Here is a 19,956-nt window from a genome sequence, read left to right as displayed (position 1 = left end):
TGCGGGTGAGGGCGCGGGCTACATGCGTTCGAGCTTCAGCCACGAGTGGGTGCGCAGGATCGTCGCCGTGGCGCTCGAGGAGTTCTGAGCCCAGACCAGGGCGAAAGTGCCTGGTGTGCCGGCGGTGATGACCAGGCCGGTCGGGTGAGCTGCGATGATCGTGCCCGCGCCCTGTGCGCCGACGGCCATGACGGTGGTGGTCACGTCGGTGATGGCGCCCCAGCGGGGGCTGAAGGCGAGAGCGTTCATCGAGCTGTCGGCGGCGCCGGGCCACCAGCTGCCGGTAGTGCCGGCCGGGGCGGTGAAGCCGAATTTCAGGTCGGCTGTGTCGGCGCCGTCGTAGACGAGGAGCCCGCTGAGCGTGTAGGTGGTGTTCGCTTCGAGGGTGACCGTCAGGTGCGGGTCTGCGGTGGCGGTCGTGGTCGAGGCGCGGGAGGTGTTCGCAGTCTTGTAGGCGAACTGGCGGGAGTTGTAGGGGATCTCCTGCCAGGTGGAGCCGTCGTAGACGTAGAGGCGGTTGACGTCCTGCAGCCAGGTGACCATGCCCTCGACCGGGCTGGTGAGGGTGGCGGCCCGGGCGGAGGCGGACGCGAACCGCATCACGCTGCGGGGGATGATGCCGGTCGCCAGGTTCGTGGCGAGGGCCTCGAGGTTCGGCGCTTCGCTGTTCTGGTAGACGGTGACGGACTGGCCGTAGGCGTCGGTGGCCATCAGGCGATCCTCCTCAGCTGCAGCCAGGACTGACCGCGCACGACGGTGGGGGTAGCGGAGCTCGCCTGCTGCGCCCAGGCCAGGGAGAGGGTGCCGCTGGCGGTGACGACGGCGGTTCCGGTCGGGCGGCAGGCCACGATGGTTCCCGAGCCGACACCGGCCACCGGGAGCGTGGTCGTGGTGAAGTCGGAGGTCGCGCCCCATCTGGCGGTGGCGGCCAGCGTGATGTTGCCGGAGTCGCTTCCGCAGGGCCACCAGGCGCCCGTGGTGGAGGCCGGCGCGGTCCAGCCGAGCTTGAGGTCGGCGGCTGTGTCCGCGTCGTACATGATCAGCGAGTCGACGAGGTAGGTGCCGGGGACCACGGTGATCGCCAGGTGGGGGTCGGCGGTGATCGTGGTGGTGGAGGCGCGGGAGGTGGAGACGGACTTCCGTACGCCGACGACCTCGCCGACGGCGAATCCTCCGGTGGATCCTCGGCCCCACGCTAGCCACTGGCCGGAGCCGGACTGGGTGATGACGATGAGGTCGCTGACTGCCGGGGATACGTATGTTTCCAGGCGGCGGGCGACGATGCCGTCGGCGGTGGTGATGGTGCCGTCCGTGCCGACGACCGACACCACGGCCAGGCGCCAGTCGCTGCCGCGAACTGCCGGCGACTCCGATCCCGCGCTCCTGGCCTGGTCGCGTACAGCGGCGGCCATGACCTCGCTGAGCGGCAGAGTGGAGGTGTTCTGGGAGGAGGTGTTCACGTGCCCTCCTTCGCCGAAATGGTCTGAATGGCCATCTCGCCGCCGACCAGGTCGATCGGGAAGGCAGCGACCTGGTGGAGCTCGGCGGAGCCGTCCATGTAGACGACGCGGATGACGTCGCCCGGCTCGAGGGCCGGGTTGGCCATGCTCACGAGGTTGGCGGTCGCGTTCGGGGCCTGGGCCGCGCGGAGCTTGAGGGTGGCGGCAGCCGTGCACTGGCCGGTCGTGATCAGGGTGCTGCTGCTGTAGAACATCGGCCGCCGGCCGAACGGCCCGGACCAGTACGTGGGGGATCCGGGGTCGCCGTCGACGACGAGGGAGGAGACCGGGGCGGTGCCCGACTCGGTGTTCTCACCCCGTGCGAGAACCGCGTTGTAGACGTTCTCGGAGGTCATGCCGCGGGCGGCGGAGATGTAGGAGCCGCCCTCGCCGACGGAGACGGTCCACACGGGCGGCGTGGACAGCAGGTCGGGGAGCTCGGCGATCCGGAAGACGCCGTCGGCGTCGGTGTAGCACTCGGCGCCGATCGCGGCCGCCAGCTCGGTGACCGCCGCCCAGGGGTCGGCCTCGATGTCCCAGGTGCGCGGGCCGATCGCCGCGTCGGCGGCGGTGGAGATGACAGCCGCGTCGGGTATCGACCGCTGGATCAGGGCGGTGATAGCGGCCACGGCGGTCCCGGAGGCCCGGTAGGGGGCGGTGAATTTGTCGTCAGCGATCACGCATTCGAGGCTTTTACCGGTGACGGTGACCGGGCCGTCGTCGATGTCGCCCTCGATGGAGTCGACCCGGAACACCCCGACGGGCACGAGCTCCCGGTACGTGCCGACCTCGATGCCGCGGGAGATACGCAGCCGCGCCCCGTACACCGACAGGCTGTCTGTGGGGGTGCGGGGGATCAGTGTCGGGTCGGGGAGGGTGAGGGTGCAGGTACGGCGGCACTGCTGGCCGCGGTCGACCTGCACGCTCCCGCCGACGATGTCGGTGAGGGCCTCGACCCGGCCGTCGGTGCGGAACAGGTCCGCGGTGGCGACCGGGGTATGAGACTCCACCAGCGACGGCAGGAACCTCTCGGAGAGGTTGGGGTACATCAGCTCCTCCGGCCGAACAGCAAATCCTCACCGGTGGCGTAGCGCTCGAGGACCTCGTAGCCGGTGGCGTTCTCCGCGAGGACGTCGTAGCCGGTGCGGCCGGCCGAGGAGGCAACGCCCACGGTGGTCGGCATGTCGACCTCCTTGAGCGGCAGCGTCCAGGTGCGCAGCTGCTCGGTCGCGACGCCCCCGCCGCGGGCTTCGGTGATCTGGCCGACGGCGACGTACATGTCGCTGACGCCGTGCCCGGGGGCGGCCTGCCACAGCAGGCTGCTTCCGGAGTCCAGCAGGAAATGCATGGCCTCGCGCTCGTCATCGGACAAGGTGAAGATCGTCAGATCGCCTTCGAGGCTTCCGCGCACGTCGGAAAGGATGACCGGCCGCTTACGGCCGCGGATACGGTGCTCTGCCTGGTGAATCGGCCGCTGCCAGTCCGGGCCCTTGGCGACGATCACCCGGCGGTTACGCAGAGGATTGCCCGGGTCTTTCAGCCAGGCGTAGTTGGGGTCGCCGGCGGCCAGGGTCACGGTCGCGCTGGTGCGGGTGGCTATGGTGACACCGGAGCTGTCCTTAGCCTCGGCGTAGTAGTAGACCGGCACACCGAGCGGCGCTTCGTAGTCCTCGACGACCAGGACGTCGGAGGTGACGGTCTCGCCGCTGATGAGGCCGTTGACGCCGCGGACGAGGGTTCGCTGGCCCTGCTGGTCGACCCGCCACACGGTGATCGTGGAGTCCACGGTCAGCTCGCGCAGCGTCAGGGTGACATACGCCTCTTCGTCGCTGGTGGTGATCTCGGTGAGCGGCAGGGACTCCCACAGGGAGACCTTGTCGACCCTCAGAGTGGAGGGGGCGGCTGTGGCGGCGAGGGTCCATTCCACCGCCGCCTGAGTGGCGCCCGCGGGGGCGGTGCCGGCGACGGTCAACAGCCACCAGTTCGGCGACGGGATCGCCGCCGGCGTCGACGAGAAGGTCCCGATGTCGTTGTTGGCGGCGTCGTACCAGCGCAGGGTCCGGGTCAGGGTGAAACCGCCGCTCATGACCCGCATGCCGAACTCGGCCGTGAACGACAGCCCGTCCGCCGTCCCGAGCGGGAACCGCGTGGAGCGGACGACGCTGGTCGTGGCGGTCGCCGAGGTGATCAGCATGGCGTAGGAGCCGTCCAGGGCGTCCGTGCCCCACGGCGTCAGACGGGCGAGGGTCGCCGCGCCGGAAACGACGGTCCAGGATCCGGTGTCTTTCTCGAATGACCCCTGGGAGTAGGGGACGACGCTGCCCTCGCGCATTTTCGGCGCGACCATGATGACGGCGCCGTCGACGCGCACCACCTGCGCTGCTGTGCCGGCGGTGATGCCCGCCGCCAGGCGCGCGTAGGCGGTGCCCGCGGGGGCGACGTCGCTGACCCGCTGCCGGTACACGCCGGTTCCGGGGGCGGCGAGGTTGGCGCGGGTGGCCTGGAGCTGCACGTCGGAGGAGTTGTAGAACCGCAGCTCCACCCACACGGTGCTGCCGGCGGTCGGCGGGCTGAGGTAGCAGTACGCCAGGTACTCCACCCCCGCGGTCGCCGCTGGCTTCTCGGTGCTGATGATGGAGGCGTTGCCGCCCGCGGTCACCGTCAGGGCGGCGGTGTGCGCGCCGCCGAGGTAGTAGTCGACGTTCCACTGCACCATCGGCACTTGGCGGGAGAGGGTGCAGTTGGCCTCCACTGCCCAGCCGGTCAGGTCCCGCTCGACGGTCTCGGTGTTCGACGACAGCAGGTTCCCTGTCGTCCTGAGGGGATAGCCGAAGTAGACGTTCTCGAAATTGTGGACGACACCGCCTGCCGCGGGGGTCATCGACGAGACCACGACCTGTGCGTGGGTCGCTGTCGCGGGCGCGAAGGCCGCGACAGCGATCCGGTGCCAGGTAGCGGATGCGGTCAGGGTGGTCAGGGACCAGGAGATAGAGATCTCCGTGGTCCCTGCCATCCAGCGGATACCGATCCGCTCGGGGACGGTGGCACCGCTGGCGTCTGCCAGTGCCTGGTATTCCTGCAGCGCCACCACCGGGTAGGAGGCGACGGTGCGGGCCTGCATCTCGCCCGCGGCTGTGCTGGTCAGGCGCAGCGTGCCGTCGCCGTTGCGGCCGCCGGTACCCAGCGAGATAGCGCAGTTGAGCTTCGCTGTCCATCCGCTGGTGTTCGGGTCGACCGACTCGGTTGTCGCCGACAACATGTTCCCGGGGATCGCCACCGTGTCACCCCCTCTTGCCGGAGATCGCTCTCGCTATCGGCCTGAGCGTGGTGTCCACGCGCTGGTCTGCCCTGCGGTCGACGTAGGCGGAGAAGCGTTCGCCGTCGACGACGAACCAGACCTCGTCACCGGGCTGCAGGCCGGACGGGACTGCCGCCTTGGAGACCAGGGCGTTGGCCTGCTGGGTGGTGAAGACCGGCTCTGGCCTTCCGGTGCCGTTGTAGGCCAGGTTCAGGCCGGGCTGGAGGTAGCCGCCCGAGTCGTACTTGCCCGGCTGGAAGCCGTACCAGGAGGTGAACAGCTCGTCGTTGTAGCCGCGGGCCCGGGGGCCGACGACCACGCCGTCCCCGCCGCGAGACTCGACCTTCGTCTTGCCGATGGTGCCGGCGGTGTGGCCCACACCGGCGTGGGTGATACCGACTCGGAACGGGCTGTTGCCGTTCCTCACCCAACCGGGAGGCGTCCCCCCGTTGAACGCGTGCGTCGACCACCTCCTGTGCGGCTTCTGGCCCCTGATGACGCTCTCGATGGCGCTCATGAACCCGCTGCAGTCCCAGGAGGGGTTTCCGTTGCCGCCCCACTGGTACGGCAGGCCGTGCTGTGTCTTGGCCCACTTCAGGGCGGCCTGGATGCGCGGGCCGCCGAACCCGCCGCCGCCTCGCTTGTCGGCCTCCTTGGTGTAGCCGAAGATCGCGTCGAGGATGCGGTGCGGGATGCGGCGGATCATCTTGCCGAAGTTGGTCTCGGCGCCGGGGAAGACCTTCAGCAGCGGGTCGACCACGTTGTTCAGGCCGGCTCGGGCGGAGGACTCGAGGGTGTCGCTGATCCAGGAGGCCCCCTTCTTCGCCGTCTCCCACGCCTTGGAGCCCACGCCGGCGACGGTCTTGCCGATCCAGCCGAAGATGCCGCCGGACGCGAACCGCTGGACGGGTGTGGCGGGGTTGCCGCCCATCGCGGGGGCGAGGGCGGCCTTGACGCCGTCCGCTCCCCTCGTGGTGGCGATCTTGTTCATGGTGTTGACGAATCCGGCGCCGACCGCGCGGGTGAACTCCGGCCGCATGATGGCCTCGCCGCCGGACAGCTCGAGGCCGCCACCGGTCGGGGAGACGAACTTGTGGATGTCCTTGCCGGGGCTGTAGCCGGGCAGGACACCACCAGTGGCCCAGCCCTTGGTCTCCATGCGCTCGATCTTCGGGGCGCCGAACGCACCCGCGACCAGGTTCCAGGTCGGGACGATCCCGGCGTTGTAGATCTTGTCGATGATGAACCGGACGGGCTTCTTCGCGATTTCCTGGACTTGAGACCAGGCCAGGGAGATGAAGTTCTTCGCGTCTTCGAAGGACTCGCCGACCTTGTCGATACCCTTCTTTACCTGGTCGAACGCAGGCCGGAGCGCGTGATCCCAGAGCCACTTCCCCTTGTCGCCGATCCACGAGAAGACCGGCGAAAGGATCTTTTCCCAGAGCCATTTCGCCTTGTCGCCGACGAACTGCAGGCCTTGCTTGAGCAGTTCGAAGCTAGGGCGGATCGCGTTGGACCAGAGCCACTCGGCCTTGTCTCCTATGAAGGAGAACACGGGGGAAAATACGCTTCGCCACAGCCAGATCGCAGTTGCGGCTATTGCGCGAAATGCGGGACCTATGGCGACATCCCAAAGCCATGACGCTATTGCGCCCAGAATTTTTATGGCTGCGATGATCGGGAGGAGGACGGCGACCACGACCACCGTCAGTAGAATTCGAGCCGCCGTCTCTATGAAAGAGAAGACGGGGGAAAGCACGTTGGACCACAGCCACATGGCCCAGCGACCGACGGTCTGCAGCGCGGTCCAGATCCCGGAGAACACCGGCTGCAAGACGTTGGTCCAGGCCCACATGGCGGCGGTCTGGATCGCACCCCACACGGTCTGCACCAGGTCGCGGAACCAGCCGAACCGCTGGTAGGCGTACACCACGGCGGCGACCAGCGCCACAATCCCGATGATGATCAGGGTGATCGGGTTCGCGGCCATGACAGCGTTGAACACGATCATCCCGAGCGTCCACAGCTTCGTCGCGATCCAGGCGGCGTAGAACAGCTGGATCAGCCACGGCAAGGTCTCCGCGATCGACGCGATCGCCGAGAACACCGCGCCGAGCGCGCTCAGCACCGGCCCCGAGAGCGGGGCCGCCGCGCGGGCGATCTGGTAGAAGGCGTTGCCGATGTCGCCGAGGGTTTTCGCCAGGATCGGGCCCTGCTGCGAGGAGTACGACAGGAACCGCTCGAACCGCTCAGAGCCCTTGAGGCTGGTGCCCCAGTTCGCGAAGCGGCCGGTGATCTCCTGCATGCGAGTGGAGATGGACTGCATGTGCGGCAGGAAGGCATCGACGATTCCCGCCATGCCCTTGAAGATCCTGCCGAAGCTGACACCGAGACCGATGATCGCCGGGTACACGGCGCCTGCGAGTTCGGTGCGGAACTGGATCCACCACGGGGACTTGAAGCCTCGGGAGACGCGGTCCTGAAGCTCCCCGATCGCCTTGGCGGCGGCCAGCACAAACGGGGTCAGGCCAGGCAGACTGTTCTTGATGCCGTTAAGCGCCCGGGTGAAGATCGGCATCACAGCCGGTTGCAGCGACGTGGACCAGGCGGTGAACGCGGTGCGCAGCGACTGGAACGCGTTGAACGTGCCGCGGGCCGCTGGGCTGAGTTTGGCGAGGGCGGCTTGGTACTTGCCCTGCGCTATCGCAGCCTGATCGACGCCCCCGGCCGCTGACAGCGACGCGGAGGCGATCTGCCGCTGCGCGGAGGCAACCGCGTCGGCGGCGGACTGCTGAGCGACCGCGACGTTCGCGGTGGCCTCCCCGACCCGCTCCTGGGCCTGCGCGATCTGGCGGGCCGTCTCGACCTGCGTACGGGCCGCCTCTTCCTGCGCATCGCGTACGGCGCGGGACCGGTCGGCGACCTGCTCCTGCGCCTGCGCCAGGCGGTCCTGCGCGGAGCGCACCGTGTTCGACCCCTCGACGCCGGCCTTGTTCGCGGCCTCCGTCTCCGCCTTCAGGCGGGTCGTCTCGGTCGTCTGCTCCTTCAGGCGCTGGACGGCCTGGTCGTAGGCGAGCTGGGCCCGGTCGATGTCGAGCTGGGTCGCCTTGGATCCCTTAGCGCGTACAGCGTTGAGCTCGGCCTGCGCTTCCTGCACCCCGAGGGCGGCGTCCCGCTGGGAGAGCTCGGCCCCAGCCAGACGGGTGTTCAGATCCTCCAGCTCGAGGGCCGCCTGGCGGCGGGCGAGGGTGAGGTCTTCTTGTGCGCGCTTGGCGTCCTGCTGGGATCGGGCCAGGGACCGCTCTGCGTCCTCGATGGCGCGGGCTGCGGCGGCGTTGCGCTGCCCGGCCTGGACGACCGCGTCGGCGGCCGCGACCCTGGCCTGGCGGACTTGCTGCTGGGCCTGGGCGACCTGCCGGGCCCCGTTCCGCTCTGCGGTGGAGAGGGCCTGCTGGGCGCCGGCAAGTTGCAGGGCGCGGGACGCTCCCTGGGACGCGGCCTGGCCGCCCTTCAGGGTCGATGCCGTCGCCGCGTCCTGGGCGGCCTTCTGTGCCTGCAGCGCGCCGGCGATACCGACGAATGCCGGGGCCGCGACGGCGGCGATCGCGCCGACACCGGCCGCGGCCGCCACACCGGCAGAGGCGATGGCGCCGATCCCTGCGGCCAGGACCGGCACTGCGGGGATCGCCGCGAGGCCGGCGATTGCGACGCCGAGCTGGAGGACGGCGCCCAGTGCGCCGGAGGTGTCGACGTCCACGCGGGCGGTGTCGCCGTCCAGGCGGTTGACCTGGGCCTGGATCGCGGCGAGCTGGGTCGCGGCTGCGGCCGCATCTACCCGGATGGCGACGTCAGCGTCGGACGCCGACAGGGCGGCGAGCCTGGCCTCGATGTGTGACAGGGCGGCGACCGCGTCGGCGGACGAGATGTCGATGCCGATCCGGGCGTCCTGGATGGCCATCAGCTGGGAGCGGATCTGGTAGATCTCCCGCTGGGCATCGGTGGAGTTCGCGTGCAGACGTACCTCGGGCAGCGCCTGCAGCGCGGCCTGGAGCTGGGTGCGCAGTGAGCGGGCGAACGCGGAGCCGCTCTGCTGTCCCTGGCGGGCGGCCGCGGTACGGGCTGGGCCGCCGCCCTGGGTGATGCCGTCGCGCATCGCGCTGCGGATCTCGGCGGTGATGCGGGCGGCTATCTGCCGGCCGATCTGCTGCCCGATCTGCAGGCCGATGCCGTCGACCTGGCCCTGCATGGCGGGGCCGAAGGACCGGCCTGCGGCCTCACCCGCGTCGCGGCCCGCCCGGGTTGCGGCAGGCTCGAGACCGGAGCGCAGCCGGGCGTAGATGCCGCGGGTGTTGGGGACGACATCGACCTCGACGGAGCCGACCTGGATCGCCACGAGAGGACCCCCTCTCGCGCGTCAGGCCGCGCCTCCGTTGATCAGCTCGAACAGCTTGTTCGCGGCCTGCTCCGACATCGGCTCACGGCGTTTCGGCTTACTGACGCCGGGCCGGGGCAGGGGTGCGGGCCGCTTGGGTTTGCGGCCCTTGCCGTCGGAATTGGCGACGACGGTGATGTATTGCAGGTCCCGCAGCGCGTCGTAGATGCCGGCCAGGAGCTGTTCCTGCTTGGACCAGCGGTCTTCCGACGGTTCGCCTGCGGTGGCCTGCTTGTCGAAGTCCTCGGCGCTCATGGCGTTGCGGAGCGCGGTCATGGTGTGGGACTCGGGCGGCAGGTGCTGGATGATGACCCGCAGCCGCCGCCACGTCATGTCGCCGCGGTAGACGTCGAGGAGATCGAATCCCCGCTCGAGGAGGTCGGCTTCTACCGCCTCCGGGTGCGCCTGGACGACCGAGCGGGTCCACGCGATTTCCCCAGGCTCTCACCGGACCGGCGGGCCGCCTCGGCTACGAACTCCTCGAACTGGTCGTTTGTGGGGTCGATCTCCTGGTAGAGGTCGAGGTCGTCGGGGTGGATGACCTGCTCGGCGAAATAGTCGAACTGGCCGTTGGCCAGTGCCTTCTGCCAGGACTGGCGCCAAGCACCGGGCGGGACCAGGCGGAGCTCCTCGCCGTCGAGCTCGGCGGTCACGTAGTGACCCTCGGCCTCGAGCTCCTGGGCCTCGGCCGCATCAGCGTCGAGGGTGTCGTCCGGCTCCTGGACAGCGGGAGCCAGGTCACGCGGGCTACGTGACGCGGGGCGGGATGTGGTGGTGCGGCGGGTGGTGGCGCGGGGCTTGTCGGCCATGGCGCGGGCCTCCTGATGGCATTCGCATGAGCAGTACAGGAACAGGGCGGTTCCTGGCGTGGTGGGCCAGGAGCACAGGTCGTGCAGGTCGTCGAAGCACGGCCCGCTGACTGCGGGCGGCATGCGCGGACTCCTTCGGCGCGGGTGTGAGGGGTGAAGGATGGGCGGGCCGGGCCCGCGCCAGCAGATGTGACCCGCCCATCCAGCTCGGAGGGGTTAGCTCAGCGGGTCGGACGGTGTCGTCGGGATCTTGTCGACGTGGTAGACCGTGTTGCCGGCGGCGTCCGGGTAGGTGGTCACCGTCCACTCGAAGCCAGACATTTCGTCCTGCTTGTAGGTGACGTCACCGCGGTCGTTGATCTCGCCCTCGGGGACGTAGAACCCGCGGTAGTTGTCGCCGTCGACGACGAGGAACCAGAACGCGCGGCGGTCCGGGACGGGGCTGGCCGTCTCGGCGTACTGGGTGATGCCGCCGGTGGGGGTGAACTCCGACTCGTCGAGCCGGTAGTGCAGGGACATGACCGCCAGGCGGGAGGTCTCCCACACCGTGAGGCCGAACGTGCGGATGGACTGGGTGATCTGGGTGCGGAACGGGCTGGTCAGCCCCCAGGGGGTGAACTGCTGCGACTCTTCGTCCCAGCCGTTGGTCAGGCCGTCCTCGGAGATGGCACCCAGGGCCTTCCACGGGGAAAGCGGCTGGGTGGTCGGGTCGGCGAGGGCGGCGGTTCCCACCGGCGCCACCCAGGCCCCGCCATTGGCGCCGACCATGGTGAGGTCGGCGGCGCGGGTGATGTTGACCATGATGTCTCTCCAGACATGGAAGGGAGCCCGCGCTCGGGCGGGAACTGAGGGGCTGGCGCGGACCCTCGGGTCCGGTCAGGCGACCGGGTGACTGTGAATGGCGTAGGTGCCGCCGACGCGGCGGAGGCCGGTGTTCTCGTACGGCCGGATCGCCGGCCGGGAGATCGTGGTGACCCGGCCGAACACCGCGCTCGTCGTCTTCGAACCGGGAAGGTCGGCGAGGTACAGGCCGTGGACCTGGGCAGCGAGCTGGATAGCGGCGGCGCGGGTCGCGGCGTATACGTTGAGGTCGACCAGGGCCCGGTCCAGGCGGAAGCCGTCGTCGTCACCGCCGACGACCTCGATCTGCACCGTGGGCAGCTCCTCAAGGAGGTTGTTGTCGAGCTCGTCGCGCACGACGACTCCGGCGCCGAGACGGGCCTGGGTCCAGCCGATCAGCTCAAGCTCGACGTCGACCGATCCGACATCAGCCATCAGCGTCCTCCCGCCTGTGCTGCGCGCAGCAGGACGTGGTGGGCGGTGACCTTTTCGGTGCCGTACTCAACGTGCGCGGCGTGCGGAGCGCGGTTACCGACGATGGCGACCGCGCGGTCCTTGCGGCGCCCGCCGCGGCGTACGGGTTGCACGTAGAAGCTGGTCTTGTACTGGCCGCGGTCGACCGGGGCGATGGCCTCGGCGATGTTCTTGATGATCTCGGCGCGGCGCATCATCTCCGCAAGGACCATGTCGCTGCGCAGCAGTTGCCCGACACCCCGGTTGGACATCTTGAACTTTGCGGGCATCATGACCACCTCTTCACTACTGGGGGCGGTATGGACGTGCGAGGCGTGCAGGGCAGCGTCAGCTTCGACGGCGAATGGATCACCATCACCAAGAAGGCTGCTGGTCAGCGGCCGCAGGAGTTCCGGCTGCGCGCAGCGGACGTGACCGGTACGCGGATGAAACCGGCGAGCCGTCTGTTCCACGGCTATGTGCAGTTCCTGTTGCCGGGGAGCCTGCCTGCCCGGGAGCAGTCCGGGCTGGTCGCCGGCGGCAGGCCGCCGCAGAGCGACCCGCACAGCCTGTCCATCCCGCGCCGCAGCAACGAGGCTGCCGAGCAGCTGCTGGCGGCCGTGGAGCAGGCGCGCGGTTAGCCCTTGACGCGGTCGGCCGCGAACTGCACGGGGCCTTTGGTTCCAGTGAAGACGTTCCTCCCCCAGTCGCCGGGCTCGCCGGTGACCTTGAAGGTCACGCCCTGGTAGCGGCCCTCGCTGACCCGGATTTCATCGGTGGTGCGGATGTCGGTGCCGGGCGGCGCGTAGACGGTGATGCCGACGATGACGGTGTCGCGGCCCTGCTGCTGGTCGCCGCCCACCTGGGGCGAGGACTCGCGCGGAGTGACGACGCAGCCGGGCACGTCGAACGACTCGTCCGGCCCGGGCAGCGGCTGACCGCGCGGGTCCCGGCCCGGTGAGGGGCCAGTGCGCAGGACGCGGACGGTGACGCCGAACGGGTAGGGGGCCGGCATCTACGGCCACCCCCAGCCCGGTTCGTACTCCTCGGTGTAGCCGTAGTCGGCGTCGACCGGATACGTCGGGGACGGGTCAGCTGTCGCCGGCGTGGGGTCGACGGTGAACGCTCCCCCTCTGCCGGCCAGGGACTTCAGCGCAGCCTTGTCGGCCTTGGTCAGATACAGGCCGCCGGATCCCTGGGGGCGCTGCACCGACATGGGGCCGATGGTCTCGTAGGAGACGGACTGGGGGTTGACGTAGGCCCTTCCGGCGGCGGACAGCACGACCGCGCCGGCGCCGTCGGGAAGAGGCTTGACGACGGTCTCGCACAGCTCGATCGCCTTCGCGATGAGGAGGTCGGCCCTGGCGCCGTTGATCTCCTCAAGGTCGAGGAAGAGAGCCAGGTCCTCGGCGGTCGGGGACTGGAACGCCATCGCGCACCTCCTATCGGCCGGTGAGGCCCTCCACGGCGTCGCACCACGCGGCCAGTTCGTCGGCCGGGTTCAGTTCAGCGCTGCGGGCTCTGGCCCGCTTGGCGGCAAGCCGGTACTCCGGTGCCGTCAGCAGCTTGCGCAGCACGGCCTCATAGCCGTCGACGTCGTTCCGGTCGACGAAGATCCCGGCCTCGCCAAGGGACTCGGTCAGGCCCGGGGTGGGGTGAGCCACCACTGGAATGCCGCTCGCCAGGGCCTCGACGCCGGCGCGGCCCCACGACTCGTAGGAGGACGGCATCAGCAGGATCCGGGTACGGCCGTAGACGTGCTCCCGCATCTGCTGCCCGTCGACGTGCTGGACGATCTCGACGTTCGGCAGGTCGGGCAGGACCTGCTGTCCGTAGGCCCCGGTGACGGCCATGAACTCGACGTCGGGCATCCGCCGGGCGAGCTGCTCGAGAACGTGCCCGCCCTTTTCCGGATTGCAGTTGATCAGGGTGATCTTCTTGCCCGGCTTGGTGGCGTACTCGGCGGCGAACACCGGCGGCCGCACAATCAGCTCACTGCGCGGCCGGACACCCTTGGGGTACTCGGCGAAGAACAGCTCCGCCTCACGGGCCATCCACTGGGAGTTGTAGACCGCCAGCGCGGTGTCGCCGGCGGCCACGTTCCGGAACGTGGCGGCGTGCGTGTTGTGGCAAACGACGATGACCGGCTTGCCGTAGCCGCGGGCCAGCGCCGCTGTCGACGGCACGCACTCCAGGTGGGAGACGAGCACGTCGGCCCTGCGGACCGCGGTGGGGAAGTCCAGGCGTGCCTCGAGCGGCACGACCTGCAGACCGCGGTAGGTGTAGTCCTCGCGGGCTTTGCCGTACCGCGACAGCCACACCGAGACGTGGTGTCCACGCTCTGCCAGGGGCCGCAGCATGGAGACGAGCATGTGCTCGGCCCCCGCGTTGTGCTCGGGCGGCATGGCGTGGACACGGACCACGATACGAAGCGGGGTGGCCGTCCCGCCCGGCGCGGAAGCCGGGACAGCCCCCGCCATCAGGAAGCCGACCCGGACGGCGTGCCGGTGAACTTCACGAAGGCCTCGGCGTCGCCCTGGACGTAGCCGTAGAACGCCTCGGCGAGGATCAGCACCAGGTTCTCCTGGAACGCGGAGTGGACGCCGCCTTCCTCGTCGATGTAGGTCGCTTCCTTGCTGATGCGGACGGTGATGTCCATGCCGACGCCGTACGCCGCCTGGGACCAGTCGCCGCCGATGGCCCGAAGACCGGTGTCGGAGGAGGTGGACTGGCGGCGCTGCTTGCCCGACACGCTGCGCGAGTAGGCAAGCGGCTCGCCGATCAGGGTGCCGGCGGACGCCATCTGGTTGCCGGGCTGGGTGGTGTCGACGAGGATCGGCCGGCCGGTGGTGTCGGTGGCCAGCAGGAGGGTCGGCTTGAGCCGGTGGTCGGCGACGGTGCCGGTGTAGTCCCAGTCCTGGTCGACGACCTGGCCCATGCCGTTGACGAAGTCCGCCCACACGCCGCCCTGCGCCTGGGTGGCCGTGCCGAGCGCGACAGCGTTGGTCGTCATCGCCAGGTAGTCCGAGAAGGGGCCGGCGGCGCCCTTCATCGTCTTGCCGTGGATGGCGGCCATGTCGAAGGCCCGGGCGAACGCGGTCGGAAGGTCCCGCTGCAGCTGGGTGAAAAGACCGCCCGCGTTCGTCATCGCGACCTCTTCGGAGACCGGGATGAGAACAGCGATCTTGCGGGGCTGCATCGTCTTGATACCGACCGAGCCGGAGCTCAGCGGCTTGGCCTGCGCCGAGCCGACCCAGTCGGCGGTCGGCACGTCCATCGGGATCGGGACGGAGGTGTTGGCGTCGATCGCGAGCGGAGCGCGCTGCGCGAGCGACATGACGGCCGACTGCTCCACCGACTTCTCGAAGATCGGGCCGGTGATGGTCCGGGGCAGTAGCGCGTCATTGACGTCGCTGAGCTTGAGGGGGGCGGTGACCGCCATGGGTTGTCCTTCCCGCAGCTACTTCAGCTGCGTTTTCAGCCACCCCGAGAACTCGTCTTCCGGGGTGAGGGTCCGTGTCTGCTTGGCGCCGGATGCCTGAGTGCGGTCCGGTGCGGGGCGCCGCGGGCCCTCCTGGGGCTGGGCCTTGGCCCAGTGCGGCTTGCGTTCGAGAAGGGCTGTGAGGTCTGCCTGGATGGCCGCCTCGTCGATCTCGCCCTCGTCGTCGATGTAGGAGTCCAGGTCCAGCGCGCCGACCGCGTCCTCCGGGTCGGCGAAACCGACAGCCAGGCCCGTCACCTGGCTGCGGACAAGGCGCTTGCGAGTAGACGCGATCTGCTCCTGGGCGGCACGCAGCTGGTCGGCGAGCCGTTCGGCCTCCGACTTCTGCGCGTCCTCGAGCTCCTTGGCCTTCCGAGCCAGCGGCTCAAGCTCTTTCAGGCGGCGCCGGAGGTTCTGGGCCTCGCTGTTCTTCTTGCGAAGCTCCGCCTCGAACCGCTTCGGGTCGAACGGCTCGTCCGTGGCCTCGGGCTGCGCCTCCTGGGCGTCGTCCTCGGTCTCGGTGGGCTCGTCTGTGCCGGCGTCGTCCTCGGCGGCCGCCACGGCAGTGGTGGTCTCCTCGGCGTCGGTGTGCTCGCTGGTGTGGGTCTCGGTCTCTTCGGGCATGACGGTGCGGCCCTCCAGGGGCTGGGAATGACGAAGGGCCGCCACCAGGGCGGCCCGTGAAAGGGGGTCAGTCAGTGGCCGGCCGGCAGCGGGTGCCGGTCGTGCTCGGCGAGCGCATGCCGGAACCGCAGGAGCTGTTCGCCGGGGTAGGGGGCGGCGTACTCGCGGTAGATGCGGTCCCACTCCGCAGCGTGCGGTGACAGCTCGAAGCGCTGCCCGCGGAAGACCGGGATGGGCTGGCACCGGCACGAATTGTGGAATTTGATGACGCTGTCGTCGCCGGTGAACAGCTCGTTAGCGTCACGTCCAGCCCGATCAAGATCGCCATAGACGGCGCCTCTGGACGCGAGCACCTTGCAGAAGGAGCAGGCGCCGAGGGCAGCGGCCCGCGCGTAGGCGACCGCGCCGGGGTCACGGTCGACGGCTTCGCGGATGGTCTGCCGTCCGGAGTTCAGCACCAGGCGCTCCATGGCGCCCTCCGCTTTCTTCTCTGCCTGGTCCAGGCGGACCTCCAGGGTCTGGCGCTGCGCGTCGGTCGTTGTCGACGCCTCAGGGTCGCGGGGCCACAGGTCCTTGGTGGCCCAGCGCAGCGTCTGGTCGATCTGCTCGTCCGGCGCGGGATCCGGGATGGGGACGGTGAAGCGGCTGGTGATGCCTGCGTCGTCTCGCTGGCCTTCGTAGAACTGGGCGGCCAGCGTCGCTGAGGCGGTCGAGTACTCCCCCACCAGCGCGCGGACCGCCTCTATCCAGGCGGGGACGGACGCTTGGAGACGGCCGGGCCGGATCAGGCGGCGCAGGGCCCGCATGTCGCGGACCAGGTTGCGTCCCACCTGCTGCTGGGCTCGGCGCAGACGGGCCGCGCCGTCGTCGCTGTCAGAGACCCTCGAGGCCATCGGCAGCCTCCGGTCCTGGCGCGCTGTCCGCCGTCGTGTTGTCCGGGCCGGCCAGACGGTTCAGGAGCGCGGTGCCGGCGGCGCGACGTCGCTCGGCGCGCACCCGGCGCCGCTGTCCCTCGGTCAGGCCTGCCATTTCCAGGACGACGTCGCTGTCTCTGGGAAGGACACCGGCCTCCACCAGCTTCACGGCGGCGTCGGTCTGAGCGGCAAGCGTCGGGGTTGCAGGGTTACGCCACACGGTTTCGATGCGGCGGGACTTGTCCGGCGGCTCCCCGTCACGGACCCACAGCGCCAGCCGCATCGCCTGCTGCCACGTGGCCCCGAACCGGCGGATCCGCCGCTCAGCCTTCTTCACCAGCTTGGCTTCGGTCGAGCGGATCGCGTCCGCGGAGGCCGGGTTGTCCGTGGTGTAGCCGAGCATGTGCGGCGGCAGCCCGAACTGTGTCGCCATGATCCTGGCGTACAGGTCGATGATCTTTGTCTGGCCGGACGGGTCGTGCGCGGGGAACGTGCCGACCGTGGGGACGTTGCCGTCCTCGTCCCGCTCCAGCGCCAGGACGCGGCCGATGTACGTCTCCCACGCGCTCTTTGCGTTGCCCTCTGCGTCCTGAAAGGCGGACTCGGAAGCGCCGAGGATGTAGCGGGCCGGCGCGCCGAAGAACTCGGCTGCCACCTCGATGCCCATCAGCCGGCGGCATGCGGCATCCGTGATGGACATGACTTCCGGGGTGATCTCGCTCCGGCCGACCCGGTCAGCGGCGCGCTGCCGGTTCGCCAGCCGCAGCACCGACACCACGCCCAGGCCGTGCATGTCCCGGTCCACGACCTCCCAGCCACCCGAATCCGTAGGGATCGCCTGGATCGTCTGGTCGGGCAGGTACAGCACGACCATCCGGTCATCAGGCCACGACTCCGCCAGGCTGTCGGGCTGGCACTCGCGTAGCCCAGCGCGTGCCATGCGCAGGCGCGCATCCCACAGCAGGGTCATGTCGAGCGGGGACTCGATCGACATGAGCGGCGGGCCGTCGTCCTCGCCTGAACCGACGGTGAGATAGGAGCGGCCGTAGGTCAGCGCGTCGAGATGCGCCAGGCTCGACTCGTCGAACAGGTCGTTCGCCGCGGAGATCTCGTCCAGGTCGGCCGCGGAACGGCCGTCCGCCCACCGGAACGCTTCCAGGTCGAGGCGTTCCTCGAGGGACTCCACGCCGATCCTCGGCCAGCCGATGACCGTGTGGAGGCTCTTGAGCTGCGGCGGGATGCTGATTCCGAGATCGCGGACCAGCTGCTCGCCGTTGAAGTACGCGTCCAGCAGCTGAAGGCGCCACCGGTCCTGCAGCATGTCGGCGCGCAGGACGCTGATGAGCGCCAGCTCGTCGTCCGACAGCGTCACCAGCGGCAGCTCGGGGATGGAGACAGTCACCGCAGCACCACCACCCGTCCTTTACCGCGGCCCTTCGGCCGGTTCGCGTGCTTTGGGGAGTTCAGGACCAGGCGGCGCAGCATCCGCGCGCCGATCATGCACACGGCCAGGTCGATCTTCCGGGCGCTCTCGCGGTGCTCCTTGCCGATCGTGATGCCCCACTGGTTGGTGCGGCGCCGTGCATTGATGACGTGGGTCCGCATGACGCGGTTGCCGTCGTGGATGAGGGTCCGTTCGAGGACGTCTTTGTGGGTGCGCTTGACGGCGTCGGTGAACTGTTCCTGGTGCGTCTTGGCGCGCATGTCCCAGCGGACCGCGTGCTGCTTCGGGCCGGTGGTGACGGCCCGCTGCAGGAGCTTCTTGCCGTAGGTCTGGCCCCACCGATCGAGGTAGGCGTCCCAGTACAGCTCTCCGTCGTCGTCCTGCCCAGATCCTGGGTCGGCGAAGAACGCCAGTACCCGGTAGTGGGCGAAGGCGTTATCGACGACGCCGTCGACGTCGTCCCGGGGAACCGACCAGGGCACGTAGCCCGGCGTGTTCGGCGCCGGCCAGTTCGGAGGCTTCTGCCACACCCCGAGCGTGACGACCAGCCCGTCGGACATTCGGCAGGCCGCAAGCCCGGTGGCGTCGTCGGACTTGGAGCCGTCGAAGAACATGACGATCTCGTCGCCGTCGGCCAGGGCCAGGTCTTCCCGCTTGCAGGCGTCCCACTCGTAGCGGGCCATCCACGAGTCCTCCGCGGCGACCACGCGGTTGTACCAGAACCGCTGAGAGCGGCTCGGCGGATTCCGCACGTCGAGGATGGACTTCATGATGCGGGGGATGTTCAGCCACACCGAGTCCCCGCGGACCGCCTCGAGGACCTTGGGGATCCACGCCTTGGTCAGCTTGGCCTCCGGCGGCGCCTCCAGCGAGTCGTAGAGGATGCCCGGGTCTTCGGTTCGGCCAGCTTCGAAAGCCTCGTAGGCGTCACGGGTCTGCTCCGCGACGCTGTCCTCGCCCGGCTCGAAGGCGTTGGTGATGGCGAAGGTACGGGCCGCGCCGTCGGCGGACTTGGTGGCGTTCCGCTCGATCGTGGCGGCCATCTCGTGGCCCTGGTTCGCCTCGATCCAGTGGTGCGTCTCGTTCAGGAGGGTGAAGGTCGTACGGCCACCCTCAAGCGCTCGGGGCGAAGAGGTGACCGCTTCGATCCGGGCCAGGCCCTTGTGGGCGTAGACGATTTCCTTGCCGACGTCGATGCCGTATTCGGCAAACGCTGCCGGGGTGAACAGCGACTGGAAGAGCGTCATCGTGTTGCGGGTCTGGTCCTTGGAGACCGCCGCTACCTGCACCCACGGGTCTGGGTGAGGCCGCCCGACCGGCTGCCCTTCCGGAATGCCGTCCTCGTCGTCAGGGCCGGCTGTCTGACCCGACCAGCGCGACGGGCCCACGAACTCGACCGCGCACAGCGTCGCCCCGAACGGGTCCTTCCCCCAGCCTTTCAGGCGCTGCAGCACCGCGTCCCGATAGAGGAACTCGCCCGTGTCCGGATCGATCGCGAACCACCACAGGATCAGGCGGACCTGTTCGTTGGTGTACCGCCACGGCCTGCCTCGCCCAAGCTGCAGGTACTTCGACGTCCACACCAGGACATGCCAGCCGAGCGTGAACGCCGGGCGGACGAACAGGCCGTCGTCCCCGCGGGTCCACGTCGGGCCGATGACGAACGGCTCGACCTTCTCCGGGACCTCCTCGACCGTCCCCCGGTCAACCACCGAAGGCGGAGCGGTAGTCATCAAGCGCCGTCACCTTCGCCGGCGAGTCCCGCTTGGTTTTCCTCCGCTCCAGCTCAACCCGGGCCCGACGACGGTCTCCCTCGGTCGTCAGCAGACTGCCCATGACGCTGTTGAGAGCGGCGATCAGCTGCCCGTTCGGCGCCCTCTCACTGTCCAGGGCCCGCGACATCAGCTCAGCCGCATACCGCGCGGTCGCCCAGTCCGACGGCTGGTAGAACACCGCCTGACCCGACTGCCGCAGCGACAGATACCAGTCGATAGCGATCGGATGCCACGTCGACTCCGGCTCCGGAAGATCCGGCAAGTCGATGTCGACGTTTGCCGGGACCTTGGTGATGGAGTCCTTCTCCTCCTTGGACCGGTGCCCCATGCGCTCCTCGGAACGCTTCCCGATGGGACCTCGAGCACCCATGACGACCTCCCGGGTCT

20 protein-coding genes are annotated in these 19,956 nt (G+C 69.4%); 1 reads left to right on the top strand and 19 read right to left on the bottom strand.

What is annotated here, in order from left to right:
• Positions 1-18: 18 nt before the first annotated feature.
• From ACY34K_RS24640 to ACY34K_RS24595, 10 genes are all read right to left on the bottom strand, one after another.
• Positions 19-711: a hypothetical protein gene (locus tag ACY34K_RS24640; RefSeq protein WP_462750737.1), complete on the bottom strand. Its 693-nt coding sequence runs from the start codon at positions 709-711 to the stop codon at positions 19-21.
• A complete protein-coding gene (locus ACY34K_RS24635; RefSeq protein WP_462750735.1) occupies positions 711-1,460 on the bottom strand; it encodes a hypothetical protein in 750 nt (249 codons plus the stop codon). Before ACY34K_RS24635 ends, ACY34K_RS24640 begins: the two co-directional genes overlap by 1 nt.
• Complete coding sequence (locus ACY34K_RS24630; protein WP_462750733.1) at positions 1,457-2,548, bottom strand: DUF5047 domain-containing protein; 1,092 nt, start codon at positions 2,546-2,548, stop codon at positions 1,457-1,459. Before ACY34K_RS24630 ends, ACY34K_RS24635 begins: the two co-directional genes overlap by 4 nt.
• On the bottom strand, positions 2,548-4,758 hold the full coding sequence (locus tag ACY34K_RS24625; protein ID WP_462750731.1) for a hypothetical protein: 2,211 nt from the start codon (positions 4,756-4,758) through the stop codon (positions 2,548-2,550). Before ACY34K_RS24625 ends, ACY34K_RS24630 begins: the two co-directional genes overlap by 1 nt.
• A gap of 22 nt (positions 4,759-4,780) precedes the next feature.
• On the bottom strand, positions 4,781-9,190 hold the full coding sequence (locus ACY34K_RS24620; protein ID WP_462750729.1) for a hypothetical protein: 4,410 nt from the start codon (positions 9,188-9,190) through the stop codon (positions 4,781-4,783).
• Between the two features lie 21 nt (positions 9,191-9,211).
• On the bottom strand, positions 9,212-9,562 hold the full coding sequence (locus tag ACY34K_RS24615; protein ID WP_462750727.1) for a hypothetical protein: 351 nt from the start codon (positions 9,560-9,562) through the stop codon (positions 9,212-9,214).
• A 53-nt stretch (positions 9,563-9,615) separates the two neighbouring features.
• The gene (locus ACY34K_RS24610) at positions 9,616-10,161 is read right to left on the bottom strand and encodes a hypothetical protein (protein WP_462750725.1); all 546 of its coding nucleotides are present in this window, start codon (positions 10,159-10,161) and stop codon (positions 9,616-9,618) included.
• A gap of 93 nt (positions 10,162-10,254) precedes the next feature.
• Positions 10,255-10,839, bottom strand: coding sequence for a phage tail tube protein (locus ACY34K_RS24605; RefSeq protein WP_462750723.1), 585 nt, complete (start codon positions 10,837-10,839; stop codon positions 10,255-10,257).
• A 75-nt stretch (positions 10,840-10,914) separates the two neighbouring features.
• Complete coding sequence (locus ACY34K_RS24600) at positions 10,915-11,313, bottom strand: phage tail termination protein (protein ID WP_462750721.1); 399 nt, start codon at positions 11,311-11,313, stop codon at positions 10,915-10,917.
• Positions 11,313-11,624, bottom strand: a complete 312-nt coding sequence (locus tag ACY34K_RS24595; RefSeq protein WP_462750719.1) for an HK97 gp10 family phage protein — start codon at positions 11,622-11,624, stop codon at positions 11,313-11,315. The genes ACY34K_RS24600 and ACY34K_RS24595 overlap by 1 nt, the downstream gene beginning before the upstream one ends.
• Before the next feature lie 27 nt (positions 11,625-11,651).
• On the opposite strand from ACY34K_RS24595, the gene ACY34K_RS24590 reads away from it, so the two are divergent.
• Complete coding sequence (locus tag ACY34K_RS24590; RefSeq protein ID WP_462750717.1) at positions 11,652-11,972, top strand: DUF4429 domain-containing protein; 321 nt, start codon at positions 11,652-11,654, stop codon at positions 11,970-11,972.
• Here ACY34K_RS24590 and ACY34K_RS24585 read toward each other — a convergent pair.
• From ACY34K_RS24585 to ACY34K_RS24545, 9 genes are all read right to left on the bottom strand, one after another.
• On the bottom strand, positions 11,969-12,346 hold the full coding sequence (locus tag ACY34K_RS24585) for a hypothetical protein (protein WP_462750715.1): 378 nt from the start codon (positions 12,344-12,346) through the stop codon (positions 11,969-11,971). The genes ACY34K_RS24590 and ACY34K_RS24585 overlap by 4 nt on opposite strands.
• A complete protein-coding gene (locus ACY34K_RS24580; protein WP_462750713.1) occupies positions 12,347-12,763 on the bottom strand; it encodes a hypothetical protein in 417 nt (138 codons plus the stop codon).
• 10 nt (positions 12,764-12,773) lie between these two features.
• Positions 12,774-13,754, bottom strand: coding sequence for a glycosyltransferase family 4 protein (locus tag ACY34K_RS24575; protein WP_462750711.1), 981 nt, complete (start codon positions 13,752-13,754; stop codon positions 12,774-12,776).
• A gap of 56 nt (positions 13,755-13,810) precedes the next feature.
• The gene (locus tag ACY34K_RS24570; RefSeq protein ID WP_462750709.1) at positions 13,811-14,773 is read right to left on the bottom strand and encodes a phage major capsid protein; all 963 of its coding nucleotides are present in this window, start codon (positions 14,771-14,773) and stop codon (positions 13,811-13,813) included.
• An 18-nt stretch (positions 14,774-14,791) separates the two neighbouring features.
• Positions 14,792-15,436, bottom strand: coding sequence for a hypothetical protein (locus ACY34K_RS24565; RefSeq protein ID WP_462750707.1), 645 nt, complete (start codon positions 15,434-15,436; stop codon positions 14,792-14,794).
• 71 nt (positions 15,437-15,507) lie between these two features.
• On the bottom strand, positions 15,508-16,329 hold the full coding sequence (locus ACY34K_RS24560; protein WP_462750705.1) for a VG15 protein: 822 nt from the start codon (positions 16,327-16,329) through the stop codon (positions 15,508-15,510).
• A complete protein-coding gene (locus ACY34K_RS24555) occupies positions 16,310-17,752 on the bottom strand; it encodes a phage portal protein (protein ID WP_462750703.1) in 1,443 nt (480 codons plus the stop codon). The genes ACY34K_RS24560 and ACY34K_RS24555 overlap by 20 nt, the downstream gene beginning before the upstream one ends.
• Positions 17,749-19,527, bottom strand: a complete 1,779-nt coding sequence (locus ACY34K_RS24550) for a terminase (RefSeq protein WP_462750701.1) — start codon at positions 19,525-19,527, stop codon at positions 17,749-17,751. Before ACY34K_RS24550 ends, ACY34K_RS24555 begins: the two co-directional genes overlap by 4 nt.
• The gene (locus ACY34K_RS24545; RefSeq protein ID WP_462750699.1) at positions 19,499-19,897 is read right to left on the bottom strand and encodes a phage terminase small subunit; all 399 of its coding nucleotides are present in this window, start codon (positions 19,895-19,897) and stop codon (positions 19,499-19,501) included. Before ACY34K_RS24545 ends, ACY34K_RS24550 begins: the two co-directional genes overlap by 29 nt.
• Positions 19,898-19,956 lie beyond the last annotated feature (59 nt).

The sequence above is a fragment of the Streptomyces sp. STAM6 genome, assembly GCF_054963715.1.
The sequence above is the reverse complement of the archived record's forward strand: the minus strand, read 5'-3'. Positions and strand labels throughout refer to the sequence as shown.

Bases quoted from the DNA above. Each gene is read 5' to 3' on its own strand.
- ACY34K_RS24570 (WP_462750709.1), bottom strand. From the start codon at position 14,773: ATGGCGGTCACCGCCCCCCTCAAGCTCAGCGACGTCAATGACGCGCTA.
- ACY34K_RS24605 (WP_462750723.1), bottom strand. From the start codon at position 10,839: ATGGTCAACATCACCCGCGCCGCCGACCTCACCATGGTCGGCGCCAAT.
- ACY34K_RS24590 (WP_462750717.1), top strand. From the start codon at position 11,652: ATGGACGTGCGAGGCGTGCAGGGCAGCGTCAGCTTCGACGGCGAATGG.
- ACY34K_RS24600 (WP_462750721.1), bottom strand. From the start codon at position 11,313: ATGGCTGATGTCGGATCGGTCGACGTCGAGCTTGAGCTGATCGGCTGG.
- ACY34K_RS24560 (WP_462750705.1), bottom strand. From the start codon at position 16,329: ATGGCCTCGAGGGTCTCTGACAGCGACGACGGCGCGGCCCGTCTGCGC.
- ACY34K_RS24630 (WP_462750733.1), bottom strand. From the start codon at position 2,548: ATGTACCCCAACCTCTCCGAGAGGTTCCTGCCGTCGCTGGTGGAGTCT.
- ACY34K_RS24610 (WP_462750725.1), bottom strand. From the start codon at position 10,161: ATGCCGCCCGCAGTCAGCGGGCCGTGCTTCGACGACCTGCACGACCTG.
- ACY34K_RS24585 (WP_462750715.1), bottom strand. From the start codon at position 12,346: ATGCCGGCCCCCTACCCGTTCGGCGTCACCGTCCGCGTCCTGCGCACT.
- ACY34K_RS24550 (WP_462750701.1), bottom strand. From the start codon at position 19,527: ATGACTACCGCTCCGCCTTCGGTGGTTGACCGGGGGACGGTCGAGGAG.
- ACY34K_RS24615 (WP_462750727.1), bottom strand. From the start codon at position 9,562: ATGACGTGGCGGCGGCTGCGGGTCATCATCCAGCACCTGCCGCCCGAG.
- ACY34K_RS24625 (WP_462750731.1), bottom strand. From the start codon at position 4,758: ATGTTGTCGGCGACAACCGAGTCGGTCGACCCGAACACCAGCGGATGG.
- ACY34K_RS24545 (WP_462750699.1), bottom strand. From the start codon at position 19,897: ATGGGGCACCGGTCCAAGGAGGAGAAGGACTCCATCACCAAGGTCCCG.
- ACY34K_RS24565 (WP_462750707.1), bottom strand. From the start codon at position 15,436: ATGCCCGAAGAGACCGAGACCCACACCAGCGAGCACACCGACGCCGAG.
- ACY34K_RS24580 (WP_462750713.1), bottom strand. From the start codon at position 12,763: ATGGCGTTCCAGTCCCCGACCGCCGAGGACCTGGCTCTCTTCCTCGAC.
- ACY34K_RS24640 (WP_462750737.1), bottom strand. From the start codon at position 711: ATGGCCACCGACGCCTACGGCCAGTCCGTCACCGTCTACCAGAACAGC.
- ACY34K_RS24595 (WP_462750719.1), bottom strand. From the start codon at position 11,624: ATGATGCCCGCAAAGTTCAAGATGTCCAACCGGGGTGTCGGGCAACTG.